This is a genomic window from Kitasatospora sp. NPDC057223, from assembly GCF_042669755.1.
GTDB lineage: Bacteria > Actinomycetota > Actinomycetes > Streptomycetales > Streptomycetaceae > Kitasatospora.
This window is the reverse complement of sequence record NZ_JBHUWW010000038.1, coordinates 25,337-40,267: the sequence shown is the minus strand read 5'-3', so window position 1 is coordinate 40,267 and position 14,931 is coordinate 25,337. Positions and strand designations below refer to the sequence as shown.

Here is a 14,931-nt window from a genome sequence, read left to right as displayed (position 1 = left end):
TGTGTACCGGTTCCTCCTGACTCCGCGCTGGCTGAGCAGTACCGCCCTCGCCCTCGTGGCCGTCGCGGTCTGCCTGTGGCTGGGCTCCTGGCAGCTCGGCCGGTTCGAGGACCGGGTCTCCGCGCACCACGACACCGGCGTCGCCGTGGCCGCCGCCGCGGATGCGCATGCCGCTCCGCTCGCGGGCGTGCTGACGGACGCCGCGCCCGAGGTCAGCACCACCACCGTCGGCCGCACCGTCACGGTCGTCGGCAGCTTCGATCCGGCCCACCAACTGCTCGTCCCCGACCGCGTGCTGGACGGCCGGGCGGGTTACTACGTGCTCACCCCGCTGCGTACCGCGGACGGCCGCACGGTCGCCGTCGTCCGCGGCTGGGCGCCCGGCGCTCCCGAGGGCCGGGCCCCCGAGGCACCGGCCGGCGAGGTGACCGTCACCGGGCGGCTGCAGGCCGGCGAGAGCAGCGGCAGCAACGGCGCGGTCGCCGGCGGGCTGCCGGCCGGCCAGCTCGGCACGATCAGCCGGGCCGCTCTCGTCAACGCGCTCCCGGCCGACGGCTGGTACGACGGCTGGGTGGCCGCCGACAGCGTGCCGGCCGGCCTCACGGCGGTGCCGACGGTGCAGCCGCAGGGCGGTGACGGGCTCAGCCTGCGGGCGTTCCAGAACCTCGGCTACACCCTGGAATGGTTCGTCTTCGGCGGTTTCGTGGTCTTCATGTGGTTCCGCCTGGTGCGCCGCGAGGCGGAGGCGGAGCAGGACCGGGCCCTGGGGCTGGACCCGGTCCTGGAGTGAGACTCCTGGGGTGACGGTCCCGGGGTGACCCGCCGTCCGGCTACCTGGACGGCTTGACGGTCGGCGTCGGGACCACCGGCGGCACCGGCTTGGACGCCGAAGGCGATACCGACGGCGATACCGAAGGCGACGGCGACGGGGAGACCGACGGGTACGTGCCCACGCAGTCGCTGCTCGACCGGCTGCTGCTGCCGGCCGTGTCGTCGGAGTCGTAGTGGTCGGTGTGGTGGCGGACCTTTCGCCCGCTCTTCGAGCCCTTGGACCCGCTGCTCTTCGAACCCTTGGCGAGCACCCCTGCCTGCACCACCCCTGCCTGCACCACGCCCGCCTGCGTCACGCCCGCCTGCACCACGCCCGTCTGCACCACGCCCGCCTGCGTCACGCCCGTCTGCGCCGCCGTCCGGGTGGTGAACAGCGCCGGGACGGCCGCCGCCCCGGCCCGGCCGTCCGCCGCCGCCTTGGTGGCGCCCGCAGCGGGCGTCGCGGCCCTGCCGGCGGTGGGGCTCGCCGAGGGGCCGGAGCCGGCGGGCGACGACGGGTAGCCGGCGCACGCCTGTGCCTCGGCCTCGCTCGCGTCCGAGCAGCCGGCGAGCGCGAGCACGGCCGCCACGAGCACGGCAGCCGCCGGCACGGTACGTCTAGACAAGGGGTCCCCCAGGTACCAGGTGTCGCCGCGCGAAGTCGATCTCCAGGCGCAGCTGCTTGATCCGTTCCTCCACGACGAGCGAACCGTGCCCGGCATCGTAGCGGTAGACCTCGTGCGGCCGGCCGAGCTGTTCCAGCCGCTGGACGTAGTTCTCGATCTGGCGGATCGGGCAGCGCGGGTCGTTCACGCCGGCGCTGATGTAGACCGGTGCCCTGACCTGCTCGACGTAGGTCAGCGGCGAGGACGCCGTCCAGCGCTCCGGGACCTCCTGCGGAGTGCCGCCGAACAGCGTCCGGTCCAGCGACTTGAGCGCCTCCATCTCGTCCTCGTAGGCGGTGAGGTAGTCGGCGACCGGCACGGCCGCCAGGCCGAGCGCCCAGTGCTCCGGCTGCACGCCGAGCCCGAGCAGGGTCAGGTAGCCGCCCCAGGAGCCGCCCGAGAGCACCAGCCGCGCCGGGTCGGCCAGGCCGCTCGCCACCGCCCACTCGCGGACGGCGCCGATGTCCTCCAGTTCGATCAGCCCGACCCGCTCGCGCAGCGCGTCCGTCCAGGCCTGCCCGTAGCCGGTCGAGCCGCGGTAGTTGACCCGGACGACGGCGAAGCCGTGGTCGAGCCAGGCGGCGGGGCCGGCCGCGAACGAGTCGCTGTCGTGGTGGGTCGGGCCGCCGTGGACCTCGAAGACCGTCGGGTACGGGCCCTCGCCGGCCGGCCGCTGCACCAGCGCGTGCACCCGCCCGCCGGGCCCGTCCACCCAGACGTCCTCCACCGGGACCGACCGGGGCGGCACCTCGCCGGGGGCCCGCAGCACCACCGAGCCCGAGGTCGAGCGGACGGCGGACGGCTCGGCGGCGGAGGACCAGAGGAACTCCACCGTGCCGTCCGGGCGGGCGGTGGCGCCGCCGACCGTGCCGCGCGGGGTCTCCAGCCGGGTCAGCCCGCCCGTCTCCAGATCGAAGGTGAAGAGCTCGCTGCGCGCCTCGTACTCGTGCTCGACCAGCAGGGCCCGCGCCCCCGGCCGCCACTGCGCGGAGACGTCGCCGGGCAGTTCGCGTCCGTTCTCGTCGCGCAGCGCCAGTTCGGTCTCGGTGCCGGTCGCCACGTCCCAGAGCATCGGCTCCCAGCGGCCGCGGCGCTGGTGCGCGACCAGCAGCCGGGTGTCGCCGTCGACCGGGGCGAAGCCGAGGCAGGCCACACCGCGCGGCTCCGCGCGGCCGGTCACCTCGTCGAGTTCGGCGACCGTCGTGTTGTCGGCGAGCCGGACGATCCTGATCGCCGAGTGCATCGCGTCGCCGTGCTCGGTGTGGTCGACCGCCAGCAGCGTGCTGTCGTAGCTGAGGTCACCGACGCCCCCGTACTCCTCGTGCCGGTAGATCTCCACCGGCCCGGCCGCGCCGGGGCGGCGCAGGTGCAGGGTCGTCCCGTCCTCGTCGGTGGAGCGGCCGACCACGACGGTGCCGTCGCGGCCGAGCGCCAGGCCCGCCGAGTAGGAGGCGGCCAGGCCGGGCACGGCCTCCTCGTCCGGTCCGCCGGTGAAGGGCTGGCGGCGCCAGACGCCGAACTCGTCGCCGTCGCTGTCGTCGAACCACCAGACCCAGGCGCCGTCGGGGGAGAGTTCGGCGTCGGTGGTGCCGTTCGGGCGGTCGGTCACCCGGCGGTGCGCGCCGGTGCCGCGGTCCCAGGCGTACACCTCGTACGTGCCGGTGGAGTTCGACACGTACAGGGCCCGTTCGGGGGCGTCCTCGGCCCAGTCCGGCAGGGAGACCCGCGCCGCCCTGAACCGCTGCTCCCACGCCGGTACCGTGCTCTTCTCGTCGCTCATCCGCCCATCCAACCCGATGACGGCGGCGGCCGTGACCCCGAGGGCCCGGCAGCGGCTGCCGGGCCCTCGGACCTGTGACGTCGGTGCCGGTCACCGGGCCGAACGGTCAGATCCGGCGGGGGAGGAGCTGGACCAGGGCGGCCAGGGCCAGTTCCAGCACCGCCAGCACGGCGACGCTCTGGACGAAGCCCTGCGAGAGACCGTCGGCGCCGTAGAAGACGATGCCGATCAGGGCGATCCCGAGCGCCCCGCCCACCTGCTGGACGGTCGCCAGCACCCCTGCCGCCGAGCCGACCAGCTGCGGGCTGACCCGGGCCAGCACCGTCGTCGTCACCGGGGCGATCACCATGCCCATCCCGAGGCCGTCGACGAACAGGCCGGGCACCAGCCACCAGACGCTGCCCGTGCCGCCCGCCTGCTGCGCCGCGAGCGCGAGCAGCCCCAGGCCCGCCGCCATCAGCAGCGCGCCGGTCGCCACCACCTGGCGGCCGAGCCGGGCGGCCAGCCGGTGCGCGACGGTGGAGGTGAGCAGGTAGCCCGCGCCGATCGTGGTGAAGACCAGGCCCGATCCGAGCGCGTCCAGGCCGCGGCCCTGCTGCAGGTAGAGGGCGAGGACCAGGAAGAACGAGGCCTGGCCGAGCCAGAACGCCAGTTGGGCGAGGATCCCGGCGCCGAACGCTCGCTCCCGCAGCAGCCGGGTGTCCACCAGCGGGGAGGAGCTGTGCCGGTGCTGGTGCACCCCGAAGACGGCCAGCAGTGCGGCGGAACCGCCCAGGCAGAGCCACGTCCACAGCGGCCAGCCCTGGTCGCGGCCCTGGATCAGCGGCAGCACCAGGCCCGTCAGCGCGAGCGTGACCAGCAGGGCGCCCACCGGGTCGAGCCCGGGGCGCTGTGGAGCGCGGGACTCCGGCAGGCAGCGCCGGACCAGGCCGAGCGCGGCCAGGCCGACCGGCAGGTTGATCAGGAAGCAGCTCCGCCAGTCCAGCCCGAGGACGTCGGCCCGGATCAGCAGACCGCCGATCAGCTGCCCGAACACCGCGCCCACGCCCATTGTCAGCCCGTACATCGCGAACGCCCTGGCCTGCGCAGCGCCGCTGTACGCCGTGCGCAGGATCGCCAGCACCTGCGGCCCCATCAGCGCCGCCGCCAGCCCCTGCACCACCCGGGCGCCGACCAGTGCGTCGGCCGTCGGGGCCAGCCCGCAGCCCGCCGAGGCGAGCGTGAACAGGGCCAGCCCGAGCGCGAACACCCGGCGCCGCCCGTACCGGTCGCCGAGCCGCCCGGCGGTGACCAGCGCGGCGGCGAGTGCCAGCCCGAACCCGGCGATCACCCACTGGACGGCGGCGGGCCCGGCCCGCAGGTCGACCTGGACGGACGGGACGGCGACGTTGACGATGAAGAAGTCCAGGGCGGTCATGAACGTCGCGGTCAGCACGACCGGGAGCAGCCCCCGGGCCGGGTGGTCGGGCAACCCGGTCGATCCGTGGGGTGCGGGCCGGGTGGTGCTGCGTCGGGCGGCGCTGTGCAGGGTGGTACGGCTCATCTCGGTCTCCTCGGGAGGGCCGGGCCGGGGCGCGGGGCGCGCGCCCCGGCGGGATCGGGGTCGGAGTGCGGGGCCGGTCCGGCGGCCCCGGTCCGGCTGCTCGGGCTCAGCTGCTCGGGACGTGGTCCAGGAAGCCGAGCACCGACTCGACCAGCCCGTCCGGGCCCGCGACCAGGACGTCGAAGCCGACGATCAGGGCCTCGCCGCCGGCCGGTCCGAGGTCCCAGGTGAACCGGGCCAGGTTGTGGTGCGCGTCCACCGGGCCGAGGGTGAACACCAGGCCCGGGAACTGGGCCCGGGCGGCGCCGATCGCCGCCGAGATGTCCTGGTGGCCGGTGACGTCCAGCAGCGGGTCGGTGTAGCGGCCGCCGTCGCTCCACAGCTCGGCGACGAGCTTCTGCCGGGCGGCCGGGTCGCTCTCGTTCCAGGTGGCGATGTAGCGCTCGGCCAGCTGCTGGAGGTTGCTCACGGTGTTCTCCCTCGTCCTGTCTGCGGGGCGTTCCCGCTGGTCGAAAAGGTACGGAGGACGGCCGTCGGGCGAATCAGTCACGCATCGGTAATCACCGTCGGTCCTACCGGCGTTGAGGTGGGTAGGGTCGGGTCATGCTGTACGGGAGGGAACACGAGCAGGCCGCGATCGGGCGACTGCTGGACGGGGCGAGGGCCGGCCGCAGCGGCGTGCTGGTCCTGCGGGGCGAGCCCGGCATCGGCAAGTCCGCGCTGCTGGCGTACGCGGAGGCGGCCGCCGGACCGCACTTCCGGGTGATCCGGGCCACCGGGGTCGAGTACGAGGCGGAACTGTCCTTCGCCGGACTGCACCTGCTGCTCACCCCCGGGCTCGACCGGCTGCCCGCCCTCCCGGTGCCGCAACGCCGTTCACTGGAGGGCGCGTTCGGGCTGGCCGACGACCCCCACGGCCCGGACAGCCCCCACCGTCCGGACGGCCGCCCGGCTCCGGACGGTCACCCGGCTCCGGCCGGCGGCAGGCTGCTCACCGGGCTCGCCACCCTCGGACTCCTTGCCGAACTCGCCTCCGAGAAGCCCCTGTTGTGCCTGGTGGACGACGCACAGTGGCTCGACCGCGCCTCCGCCGACGCCTTGGTGCTCGCCGCGCGCCGGCTCCAGGCCGAGGGCATCGTCCTGCTGCTCGCCGCCCGCGACGACGAAGGCGCGCTCCCGTCCGTCGGCCTGCCCGAACTGCGGCTCACCGCGCTCTCCGAGGAGGCCGCGGGTGAGCTGCTCCAGGCCGGCCCCGCCGCCGTCCCGGCCGCCCTGCGCCGCCGCGTCCTCGCCGAGGCGCGGGGCAACCCGCTCGCGCTGGCCGAACTCCCCGCCGCCCTGGCGGCCGAGGCGCCTGGCGCCGCCGCACCGGGCGGACTGCCGCTCACCAGCCGACTCCAACTCGCCTTCCACAGACAGGTGTCCGGCCTTCCGGCGGCCACCCAGACGCTGCTGCTCGTCGCCGCGGCCGAGGAGGCCGGCGACCTCGGAGCCGTCCTGCGGGCGGGCGCCGCCCTCGGCGCCGGGCCGGAACAGCTCGCCCCGGCCGAGAAGCTCGGCCTGATCCACCTGGCGGCCGACCGGGCACCGGCCTTCCGGCATCCGCTGCTGCGCGCCGCGATCCTCCAACGGGCTCCACTGCAACAGCGGTTGGCCGTGCACCGGGCGCTCGGCGAGGCACTGGAGGACGGCGACCGCCGCACCTGGCACCTCGCCCTCGCCGCTACCGGCCCCGACGCCGCCCTCGCCGACGCCCTGGAGCGCACCGCCGAACGGGCCGAGGCCAGGGGCGGCCACGGCGGCGCGTCCGCCGCGTACGAGCGGGCCGCCCGGCTCACCCCCGACCGCGACGGCGCCACCCGCCGGCTCGTCCTCGCTGCCGAAGCCGCCACCGAGGAGGGGCGGTTGGAGCAGGCCGAGGAGCTCGCCGACCGGGCCGGCGCCCGGACCGACAACCCCTTCGCGCACGCCCTCATCGCCCACATCCACGCCGTCGCGCACTTCTGGCGCGGCGACTACCCCGCCGCCCACCGCCTGCTGCTGGCCGCCGCCGCCACCGACATCGAGGCGCCGCACGCCGCCCGGATGCTCTTCCAGGCCTTCCACGCCGCCTGGTACGTCGGCGAGCAGCCCGTCGGAGCCGTCCTCGACCGGCTGGCCGCGCTGCGGCTGCCGCCGGACGACCCCACCGCGCCGCTCGCCCGCCACCTGCTGGCCGGCGTCCTGCCGCTGCTGGGCCGCCCGGCGCCGCCGCTGCCCACCGCCCGGGAGACCGCCGCCGAGGCCCGGCTGGCCGGGGCGGGCCCGAGCGACCTCGTCCAGGTCTGCGGTGCGACCCTGATCCTCGGACGCGACGACGAGACGTACGAACTCGCGGTCGAACTCGTCGCCGAGGCCCGGGCCAGGGGCGCGGTCGGCATCCTGCCCACCCTGCAGTTCTTCCTCGCCGAGGCCGAACTCTTCCACGGCCGCCACCGGGACGCCGAGATCACCGCGGCCGAGGCCCGCGCCCTCGCCGAGGACACCGGACAGCCCCAGTGGGCAGGCCAACTCGACGCCCTGCTCGCCTACCTGGCCGCCCTGACCGGCAGCACCGGCACCTGCACCGCCCTCGCCGCGGCCGCGCTCGGCGGCGCGGGCGCCGCCTCCGGCAGCGCCCCGGCCGCCGGTGAACCGTGGGCGCAGTGGGCGCTGGCCCTGCTCGACCTCGGCCAGGGCCGGGCCGCCGACGCCGCCGACCGCCTCCAGCACCTCACCACCGGCCCGCACCGCCACCACGTCTCCGCCACCCGCGCGGTACCCGACCTGGTCGAGGCCGCCGTCCGGCTGGGCACCCCGGAGCGCGCCGCCGAACCGTACGAGCGCTTCGCCCGCTGGGCCGCCGCCACCGGCCGGCCCTGGGCCCAGGCCCTGCGCCTGCGCTGCCAGGCGCTGCTCGGCCCGGACGAACTCGCCGAATCCGGCTACCTGTCGGCCCTCGCACTGCACCAGGACGCCGGCCGCCCCTTCGAACAGGCCCGCACCGCCCTGCTCTACGGCGAGTGGCTGCGCCGCGAACGCCGCCGGACCGACGCCCGCCCCCACCTGCGCGCCGCCCTGGAGACCTTCGAACGGCTGGGCGCCCACCCGTGGGCCGAGCGCGCCCGCACCGAACTCACCGCCACCGGTACGGCCGCCCCGGCCGCGCCCGGGGCCGGCCCGCTCGCCGGCCTCACCCCGCAGGAGCTGCAGATCGTCCGCCTCGCCGCCCACGGCCACTCCAACCGCGACATCGCCGCGCAGCTCTTCCTCAGCCCCCGCACGGTCGGCCACCACCTGTACAAGGCGTATCCGAAGCTCGGTGTCGCCTCCCGCGGGGAGCTCGCCGCGTTGCTGTGAGCCGTCGGACGGCCGCGTCTCGCGCGTGCGGCCCGTGCGGCGCGTACATGGTCGCCCATGCCCCCCACCCGGCGGGCATGGCAGAAAAGGTGGGAAGCACGTCGTTGCTGCCGCCCGGCGCCGCTGCCAGGCTGACGGCATGACGACCCGCAGTGTGCTGATCGTCCTCTTCGAGGGCGTGCAGAGCCTCGATGTGACCGGCCCGCTGGAGGTGTTCGCCGGAGGCGGCGCCGCCGCCGGACGCCCGGACGCCTACCGGGTGCGGACCGCGAGCCTCGCCGGCGCGGGCGTCCGGACCGGCAGCGGCCTGCGCCTGCTGCCGGACGAGGACCTCGCTCTCGCCGGGCCGCCGCACACCCTCGTGGTGCCCGGCGGCGCGGGTACCGCCGATCCCGACCCGGCCCTCGTCCGCCGGATCGCCGAACTGGCCGCCGGTGCGCAGCGCGTGGTGTCGGTGTGCACCGGTGCCTTCCTGCTCGCCGAGGCCGGCCTGCTGGCCGGGCGGCGCGCCACCACGCACTGGGCGTACTGCGACGCACTGGCCCGGCGCTACCCCGACACCGAGGTCGATCCGGAGCCGGTCTACGTCCGGGACGGGCACGTCGCCAGCTCCGCCGGAGTGACGGCCGGCATCGACCTGGCGCTCGCCCTGGTGGAGGAGGACCACGGGCGGGACGCCGCGCTGCTGGTCGCCCGGCACCTGGTGATGTTCCTGCGCCGGCCCGGCGGCCAGGCCCAGTTCAGCACCCAGCTGGCCGCCCAGCTCGCCGAGCGGCAGCCGCTGCGCGACGTCCAGGTCTGGATCGCCGGGCACCCGGACGCCGACCTCTCGGTGGACGCGCTGGCCGCCCGCGCGGCCCTGTCGCCGCGCCAGTTCGCCCGCGCCTTCAGGGCCGAGGTCGGGGTCAGCCCGGGCCGGTACGTGGACGGCGTCCGGCTGGAGGCCGCCCGGCGGCGCCTGGAGGACAGCGCGGGCGGCATCGAGGAGATCGCCCGCGCCTGCGGCTACGGCACCGCCGAGTCGATGCGCCGCGCGTTCGTCCGCACGCTCGGCGTGCCGCCGGTGGACTACCGCCGCCACTTTCGTACCGACTGACCACCCCTGCCATCACCCTGGGAGACACCGTGCGGATCGCCGTGCTGCTCTACGACCGGTTCACCGCCCTCGACGCCGTCGGCCCGTACGAGATCCTCGGCCGGATCCCGGGCGCCGAGGTGGTCTTTACCGCCGCCCGCCGCGGGCCCGTCCGCTCCGACCTCGGCAGTCTGGCCCTCACCGCGGATGCCGCGCTCGACGAGGTGACGGCGCCCGACGTCCTGCTCGTCCCCGGCGGGCCGGGCACCGCCGGTGTGCTGGCGGACGGGGCCGTCCTCGACTGGATCCGCGACGTCGACGCCGCCACCACCTGGACGGCTTCGGTCTGCTCCGGCTCCCTGCTGCTGGCTGCCGCCGGGCTGCTCGGGGGCCGCCGGGCCACCACGCACTGGATCGCCCTGGAGCAGCTGGCCGCGCTCGGGGCCGCCGCCACCGGCGAGGAGCGGGTCGTGGTCGACGGCAAGTACGCCACCGCGGCCGGTGTCTCGGCCGGCATCGACCTCGCCCTGGAGCTGACCGGCCGGATCGCGGGCGACCGGACCGCCCAGGCCGTCCAGCTCGTCGTCGAGTACCAGCCCCGGCCGCCGTACGACGCCGGGTCAACGGCCACCGCGCCCGCCTCCCTGGTCGCGTCCCTGCGGGCGAGCAGCCTGGACGTCGGCCCCGCCGTCGCCGCCGGCTAGAGCCGGTCAGGCAGGTTCTGGCCCCGCGCCCCGGCGCTCCAGCGCGGGTCGCGGCCCGACAGGGCGAGGGCACGGACCAGGGCCGGGGAGTCCGCGGGCACCGCCACGGGCTCGCCGAAGCCCTGGTACTTCCGGTACAGCTCCGCGTTCGCCGCGACCACCCCGAGCACCTGCCCGGCGGTCTCCTCGGAGCACCGGAACTCCTGCCCGGTGGCCCGCGCGACGTCCCAGCCGTGCACGACCAGCTCGGCGAGCAGCAGCGCGGCGAGTTCGGGGGCGGGCGTCGGGCCGCCGCCGCTGTCGATCACGCCCTCCCACACCGCCGGTTCGGCCCAGGCGGCCACCGCCCGGTCGAGCTGCGCGGCGTACGCGTCGGCCCAGCCGGGCACGGCGGTGAAGTCGCGGTGCTCCAGGTCCGCCGGGAGCTGCTCGCGGCGGGCCCGGTGCTCCAGGCCGTGGGAGGTGTACAGCACCCAGTGGTTGACCAGCGTGCGGGTGTCGAAATCTCGGCAGGGCGTGGCGCCGGTGAGCTGCCCGGGGGTGATCCCGCGGGCGACCCGGGCCGCCTCGGCGGCGCCCTCCGCCAACGAGCGGTGCAGTGAGCTGTGCAGTGCGCTGTGCAATGCGCTGTGCAGCGAGTTGTGCGGCGAGTCGAGCAGCGGCCCGGCCGTGGACGTCTCGGTGTTCGGGTGTCCGTTCATGCCACGACCGTAGGCAGCCGGCCGGTCCGCGGTATTGAACAAACGCGACAGCTACGCTGGAGCGATGACCGATCCCGGGATCGGGCGGGGCGTGCTCCGGCCGACGGCCGCCGCCGGACACTTCGAGCTGCTGCGCCGCGAACCGGCGGCCGACCTCGCGCCGTTCGTCGAGTTCCACTGGATCGTGCGGTGGGACCTGCGCGGCCGGGCGGCGCACCAGCAGCGCGTGCTGTCCCACCCGAACGTCCACCTGGTCTTCGAGGCACCGCACGCCGCCGTCTACGGGGTGCAGCTCGGCGTCTTCGACCGCCGGCTGGAGGGGGCCGGCCACGTGCTCGGGGTGAAGTTCCGCGCCGGTGCCTTCCGTCCGCTGCTCGGCCACGCCGTGGCGGATCTCGCCGGCCAGGTCCGGCCCGCCGCCGACCTGCTCGGCCCGGGCGTCGCCGCGACGCAGCGCGCCGTCCTGGCCACGGCCGACCCGGCCGTGATGACCGCGCGGGCCGAGCGGTTCCTGCGCACCGTACTGCCGGGCCCGGAGCCGGGACCGGCCGCACTGCAGGCCGAGGAGATCACCGCCCTGATCACCGGCACGCCCGGCCTGCTGCGGGTCGACCAGGTGGCGGCCGAGGCCGGCCTCTCGGTGCGCACCCTGCAACGGCTGTTCGCCGAGTACGTCGGCGCGAGCCCCAAGTGGGTGCTGCGCCGTGCCCGCCTGCACGAGGCGGCCACCCGCGCCGAACAGGGCGCCGGCATCGACTGGCCGGCCCTCGCCGCCGACCTCGGCTACGCCGACCAGGCCCACCTGGTACGGGACTTCACCGCCACGGTCGGCTCCCCGCCGGCCCGCTACGCCCGGTACTGAGACCGGCCCGCGCCCGGGGAGCCGTCACTCACGGGATGGACCAGAGCGTCAGTTCGGTCGTGAAGTCGTAGGCGGTGCCGCTGGGTTCGACCGCGGTGATCCGGAGCATCGCGAGGTTCCCCTTGCTGGTCACGGTGCACAGGATCGTGCCCGGCGTCAGGGTGGCGCCCAGCTCCTTCGCCTGCATCTCCCGGCGCACGGCGTTGGCGCCCGCGTCCGACCGGCACTCGTCGGCCGAAGTACCCGCACTGGTACCGGTGGTGGTCCTGAAGCTCAGCTTGGAGTGCTCGCTGTGGGCATCCTGGTAGACCATCTCCATCTCGTCGTCCCCGAACGGGGCCGAGATGGAGACGACCTGCGGGGCGTCGAGGTCGATCCGGCTGAACTGCGCATCGCCCGGCCCGCGGATCGAGAAGGGCTTCCGGTCGAAGATCAGCTCGTACCTGCCGGTGGCCTTGGGCGTCACCTTCGCGGGCGTGGCGGATGCCGACGCGGCTTCGGCGGGGGAGGACTGCTGCGGGGCGGGGGCCGCGCCGGGTGCGGTCGTGGTCGGGCCTCCGGCGCTGCGGTTCCCCTTCGGATCGTCCTGACCGGACACCCAGACGGCGCCGGCCACCAGGACGGCTGCCGTCAGCACCGCGCCCACCAGCAGCGGCGTCTGCCGCCGGGCGGGCCGGGCGGCAGCCGACGGCGGTCCGGACGGAACCGGTCCGGACGGAACCGGTCCGGACGGAACCGGTGCGGACGGAACCGGTGCGTACGGCAACGGTCCGGACGGCGGCGATGCGGGCGGCGGGTACGAGGTGGAGAGCGGCGGCTGCGCCGGGGGCCGGGTCGGGGCCGGCGGGGCGTAGGTGGCCGCGCTGTCGGGTTCGGCCGGCTCGGGCACCAGGGCTGCGCGTTCCCCACGCCGGGCGATCTCGGCGGCGAGCGGTTCGGGCAGCCAGCCGGAGAAGTCCCGCAGCCGCCTTCCGGCCGCCTGCTCGCAGAGTGCGGCCAGCTCCTCGGGAGTGGCCCGGTCGGCGGGGTCGGCGGTCAGGCAGCGTTCGAGGATCTGCCGCAGGGGCTCGGGATACCCGCTGAGGTCCGGCGGTCGGGCCTCGGTGTTGGCGATCTTCGTGGCGAGGGTGATGGCGCCCGCGTTGCCGTACGGGTGAAGGCCGGTGGCGGCGACCGCCGCGACCAGGCCGAGCGAGAACACGTCGGTGGCGGGCGTCAGCGGCCGGCCGTCGGCGTGCTCGGGCGACATGTACTGCGGCGTCCCGATCAGGCCGCCGCTGCGGGTGAGCTGGGTCGCGTCGGCGGCGCGGGCGATGCCGAAGTCGATCACCCAGGGGCCCTCGTGGCCGAGCAGGATGTTGCTCGGCTTCATGTCCCGGTGGATCACCCCGGCCGCGTGCACCGCCCGCAGGGCCTCGGCCGCGCAGCCGGTGAGCTGCAGGGCGGCGGACAGCGGCAGCGGCCCGCCGGCGCGGAGCGCCTCGTCGAGGGGCAGGCCGGGGACGAACGCGGTGGCGAGCCAAGGCTGTTGGCCGGCGGTGTCGTGGTCCACCACCGGGACGACGTGATACCCCCGGACCTGGCCCGCCGCCTGCGCCTCGTGCTCGAACCGCCGCCGGAACTCGGCGTCCTGGGCGTACTCCCGCCGGATCACCTTCAGCGCGACGGGTTGCCCGCCCCGCGTGCGGGAGAGGTAGACGCTGCCCATCCCGCCCTCACCGATCCGGGCGAGCAGCCGGTAGCCGGACACCTCGCGCGGGTCCTCCGGCCGGAGCGGTTCCAGATAGCCGTTGCTGTCATAGGTGTTGATGAGGTCATCCTCCCCGGGTCGCCAAGCGCGATGCTACTGGGAGCCGAGGACGCCCGGGGTGGATCCGCAGCACTGGCCGGCCCGCCTCCCACCGCCGTGCCACCGGGTTTCGGTGCGGCCCGCCCGGCGACCGCGTGCCCCGGCGGAGCGTGGTCGGGGGGAGCCGCTTGCGCGGCCCGGTACGGCCTCTCCGTCGGGTGCGGTGGTCGGGTCAGCGGGTGGGGGCGACGAACTCGGGCTGGTCCAGCAGCCGCAGCCAGCTGCCGTCGGGCTGGCGCCGGACGACCTGCGCGCGGGCCCCGGAGCCGTCCTTCGGCGGCGTCGAGGTGAGCGCGATGTCCCCGCTGACCAGCGTCGGCAGCGGCTGCTCGGCCTCGAAGACGGGGCCGTTGGCCAGCACCTTCTCCCACAGGGCCTGGATCGCCGCGCGGCCCACCGTCCGGCTGCCGGGCGGGTAGGCCATCACCGCGTCCTCCTCGTAGAGGGCGGCGACCGCGGCGGCGTCGCCGGCGTTGGAGCGCTCGACGAAGAGGCGGGTGATGTCCTCGGGCTGCATGGCCTTCTCGTACTCGGGCACGGGGTTCCTCCTGGCTGACGTCCCGGGGTTCGGGTCTCTGCGTCCAGCCTGGCCGTCCCGCAGTCAGAAATCCAACAGATGGTTCTGCTCGCAGCTAGAATCCACAGTCATGGAACTGAGGCAGCTGGAGTACTTCGTCGCGGTCGCCGAGGAGCAGAACTTCACCCGGGCCGCCGAACGCGTCCACATCAGCCAGTCCGGGGTCAGCGCCCAGATCCGACAGCTGGAGCGCGAGCTCGGCGCCGAGCTGTTCGACCGGTCCGCGCGCACCGCCACCCTCACCGTCGCGGGCAAGGCCGCGCTCGAACACGCCCGGGCCGCGCTCGCCGCCGCCGGTGCCGTCGGCCAGGCGGTCGGTGAGGTCACCGGCCTGATCCGGGGCCGCCTCACGGTCGGGATGGTGATCGGATGCACCGTCACCCCGCTGTTCGAGGCCCTCGCGGCATTCCACCGGGCCCACCCCGGCGTGGAACTCGCCCTCCTGGAGGACGGCTCCGACCGGCTCGTCGAGGGCGTCCGCGCCGGCACCGTCGACCTGGCCCTGATCGGAGCCGCCGCCACCCCGGCCGGGCTGGAGGCCCACACCGTCATCAGCGAACCGCTGGTGGTCGCCGTGCCGCCCGGACACCCGCTGGCCGGACGGCAGGCGGTCACCCTCGGCGAGCTGGCCGCCCACCCGGTCGTCTGCATGCCGCCCGGCACCGGCCTGCGCGCGGTGTTCGACCAAGCCTGCGCCGGGCGGGGCATCCGGCCGCGGATCGCGCTGGAGGCCAGTGCGGCGGACGCGATCGCCGACCTGGCCGCCCGCGGTCTGGGCGTCGCCCTCCTCAGCCGCTCGATGGCCGACCACTACCGCGACCGGCTGACCGCGGTCCCCCTCGACGACGTGGACGCCCCGGCCCTGCTCGCCCTGGTCTGGCGGCCCGCCCCCGGCCCCGCCCTGCGCGGACTGCTCGCCTGCGGCCGGAAGGCCTTCGCCACCGGACCGCTCCCGGCAGCCGACGGCCCGCCGGCCGGCTGACGCAG

The 14,931-nt window shown here is 75.8% G+C and carries 14 protein-coding genes; 8 read left to right on the top strand and 6 right to left on the bottom strand.

The window, feature by feature from the left end:
- Window position 1 precedes the first annotated feature (1 nt).
- The 3 genes from ACFUK0_RS16270 to ACFUK0_RS16260 are packed head-to-tail and all read left to right on the top strand — an operon-like array spanning window position 2 to window position 1,496.
- Window positions 2-790, top strand: coding sequence for an SURF1 family protein (locus ACFUK0_RS16270; protein ID WP_380250518.1), 789 nt, complete (start codon window positions 2-4; stop codon window positions 788-790).
- Between the two features lie 53 nt (window positions 791-843).
- Window positions 844-1,005, top strand: a complete 162-nt coding sequence (locus ACFUK0_RS16265; protein WP_380250516.1) for a hypothetical protein — start codon at window positions 844-846, stop codon at window positions 1,003-1,005.
- A complete protein-coding gene (locus ACFUK0_RS16260) occupies window positions 1,005-1,496 on the top strand; it encodes a pentapeptide repeat-containing protein (RefSeq protein ID WP_380250514.1) in 492 nt (163 codons plus the stop codon). Before ACFUK0_RS16265 ends, ACFUK0_RS16260 begins: the two co-directional genes overlap by 1 nt.
- Here the strand turns inward: ACFUK0_RS16260 and ACFUK0_RS16255 are convergent.
- From ACFUK0_RS16255 to ACFUK0_RS16245, 3 genes are all read right to left on the bottom strand, one after another.
- Window positions 1,429-3,255, bottom strand: a complete 1,827-nt coding sequence (locus tag ACFUK0_RS16255) for a S9 family peptidase (protein ID WP_380250512.1) — start codon at window positions 3,253-3,255, stop codon at window positions 1,429-1,431. The two genes, ACFUK0_RS16260 and ACFUK0_RS16255, sit on opposite strands and share 68 nt — an antisense overlap.
- A gap of 106 nt (window positions 3,256-3,361) precedes the next feature.
- Window positions 3,362-4,798, bottom strand: coding sequence for an MFS transporter (locus tag ACFUK0_RS16250; RefSeq protein ID WP_380250510.1), 1,437 nt, complete (start codon window positions 4,796-4,798; stop codon window positions 3,362-3,364).
- A 106-nt stretch (window positions 4,799-4,904) separates the two neighbouring features.
- On the bottom strand, window positions 4,905-5,267 hold the full coding sequence (locus ACFUK0_RS16245; RefSeq protein WP_380250508.1) for a nuclear transport factor 2 family protein: 363 nt from the start codon (window positions 5,265-5,267) through the stop codon (window positions 4,905-4,907).
- A gap of 134 nt (window positions 5,268-5,401) precedes the next feature.
- Here ACFUK0_RS16245 and ACFUK0_RS16240 point away from each other — a divergent pair, with 134 nt between their 5' ends.
- The 3 genes from ACFUK0_RS16240 (at window position 5,402) to ACFUK0_RS16230 (ending at window position 9,955) form a co-directional block, all read left to right on the top strand.
- Window positions 5,402-8,176, top strand: a complete 2,775-nt coding sequence (locus tag ACFUK0_RS16240; protein WP_380250506.1) for an AAA family ATPase — start codon at window positions 5,402-5,404, stop codon at window positions 8,174-8,176.
- A gap of 139 nt (window positions 8,177-8,315) precedes the next feature.
- A complete protein-coding gene (locus ACFUK0_RS16235) occupies window positions 8,316-9,272 on the top strand; it encodes a GlxA family transcriptional regulator (protein WP_380250504.1) in 957 nt (318 codons plus the stop codon).
- A 29-nt stretch (window positions 9,273-9,301) separates the two neighbouring features.
- A complete protein-coding gene (locus tag ACFUK0_RS16230) occupies window positions 9,302-9,955 on the top strand; it encodes a DJ-1/PfpI family protein (RefSeq protein WP_380250502.1) in 654 nt (217 codons plus the stop codon).
- On the opposite strand, the gene ACFUK0_RS16225 is transcribed toward ACFUK0_RS16230, so the two are convergent.
- Window positions 9,952-10,656, bottom strand: coding sequence for a TIGR03086 family metal-binding protein (locus tag ACFUK0_RS16225; RefSeq protein ID WP_380250500.1), 705 nt, complete (start codon window positions 10,654-10,656; stop codon window positions 9,952-9,954). The genes ACFUK0_RS16230 and ACFUK0_RS16225 overlap by 4 nt on opposite strands.
- Before the next feature lie 64 nt (window positions 10,657-10,720).
- On the opposite strand from ACFUK0_RS16225, the gene ACFUK0_RS16220 reads away from it, so the two are divergent.
- Window positions 10,721-11,518 carry a DUF6597 domain-containing transcriptional factor gene (locus tag ACFUK0_RS16220; RefSeq protein ID WP_380250498.1) on the top strand — a complete coding sequence of 266 codons (798 nt, stop codon included), beginning with the start codon at window positions 10,721-10,723 and terminating at the stop codon, window positions 11,516-11,518.
- A 28-nt stretch (window positions 11,519-11,546) separates the two neighbouring features.
- Here ACFUK0_RS16220 and ACFUK0_RS16215 read toward each other — a convergent pair whose 3' ends face one another.
- Both ACFUK0_RS16215 and ACFUK0_RS16210 read right to left on the bottom strand, forming a co-directional pair.
- Window positions 11,547-13,268 (bottom strand): serine/threonine-protein kinase, encoded by a 1,722-nt coding sequence (locus ACFUK0_RS16215; protein ID WP_380250496.1) that lies wholly within the window; start codon window positions 13,266-13,268, stop codon window positions 11,547-11,549.
- A 271-nt stretch (window positions 13,269-13,539) separates the two neighbouring features.
- The gene (locus ACFUK0_RS16210) at window positions 13,540-13,905 is read right to left on the bottom strand and encodes a YybH family protein (protein WP_380250494.1); all 366 of its coding nucleotides are present in this window, start codon (window positions 13,903-13,905) and stop codon (window positions 13,540-13,542) included.
- 109 nt (window positions 13,906-14,014) lie between these two features.
- Here ACFUK0_RS16210 and ACFUK0_RS16205 point away from each other — a divergent pair, with 109 nt between their 5' ends.
- Entirely contained in the window at window positions 14,015-14,926 is a 912-nt protein-coding gene (locus tag ACFUK0_RS16205; protein ID WP_380250492.1) for a LysR family transcriptional regulator, read from the top strand.
- Window positions 14,927-14,931: the final 5 nt, after the last annotated feature.

Coding starts and splice junctions, on each gene's coding strand:
- ACFUK0_RS16255 (WP_380250512.1), bottom strand. CDS start 3,255: ATGAGCGACGAGAAGAGCACGGTACCGGCGTGGGAGCAGCGGTTCAGG.
- ACFUK0_RS16250 (WP_380250510.1), bottom strand. CDS start 4,798: ATGAGCCGTACCACCCTGCACAGCGCCGCCCGACGCAGCACCACCCGG.
- ACFUK0_RS16240 (WP_380250506.1), top strand. CDS start 5,402: ATGCTGTACGGGAGGGAACACGAGCAGGCCGCGATCGGGCGACTGCTG.
- ACFUK0_RS16235 (WP_380250504.1), top strand. CDS start 8,316: ATGACGACCCGCAGTGTGCTGATCGTCCTCTTCGAGGGCGTGCAGAGC.
- ACFUK0_RS16225 (WP_380250500.1), bottom strand. CDS start 10,656: ATGAACGGACACCCGAACACCGAGACGTCCACGGCCGGGCCGCTGCTC.
- ACFUK0_RS16220 (WP_380250498.1), top strand. CDS start 10,721: ATGACCGATCCCGGGATCGGGCGGGGCGTGCTCCGGCCGACGGCCGCC.
- ACFUK0_RS16205 (WP_380250492.1), top strand. CDS start 14,015: ATGGAACTGAGGCAGCTGGAGTACTTCGTCGCGGTCGCCGAGGAGCAG.